Here is a 287-nt window from a genome sequence, read left to right as displayed (position 1 = left end):
AACAACGTACAATCTTATACCACAAAACAAACAAATGAAAACATTGCCGTTGTAGGGAACAAAATAAAGTTGCCGAAACTAGGCCTTGTTCGATTTGCTAAAAGTCGCGAAGTAGAGGGACGTATTGTAAATGTGACTGTTAGACGCAACCCTTCTGGAAGATATTTTGTGTCACTATTAGTTGAAACAGAAGTACAAGACCTTCCGAAAACACAGTCTTACATTGGAATAGATGTAGGACTAAAAGATTTCGCTATTTTGTCAGATGGAACACACTATGAAAATCC

1 pseudogene is annotated in these 287 nt (G+C 37.3%); it reads left to right on the top strand.

Annotated elements, in window-relative coordinates:
* A pseudogene (locus QO049_RS30645) lies at positions 1-287 on the top strand (IS200/IS605 family element RNA-guided endonuclease TnpB); the annotation flags it as partial.

The organism is Bacillus sp. RB3 (assembly GCF_030164735.1).
GTDB lineage: Bacteria > Bacillota > Bacilli > Bacillales > Bacillaceae_G > Bacillus_A > Bacillus_A cereus.
This window is presented reverse-complemented; position numbering and strand designations above follow the sequence as displayed.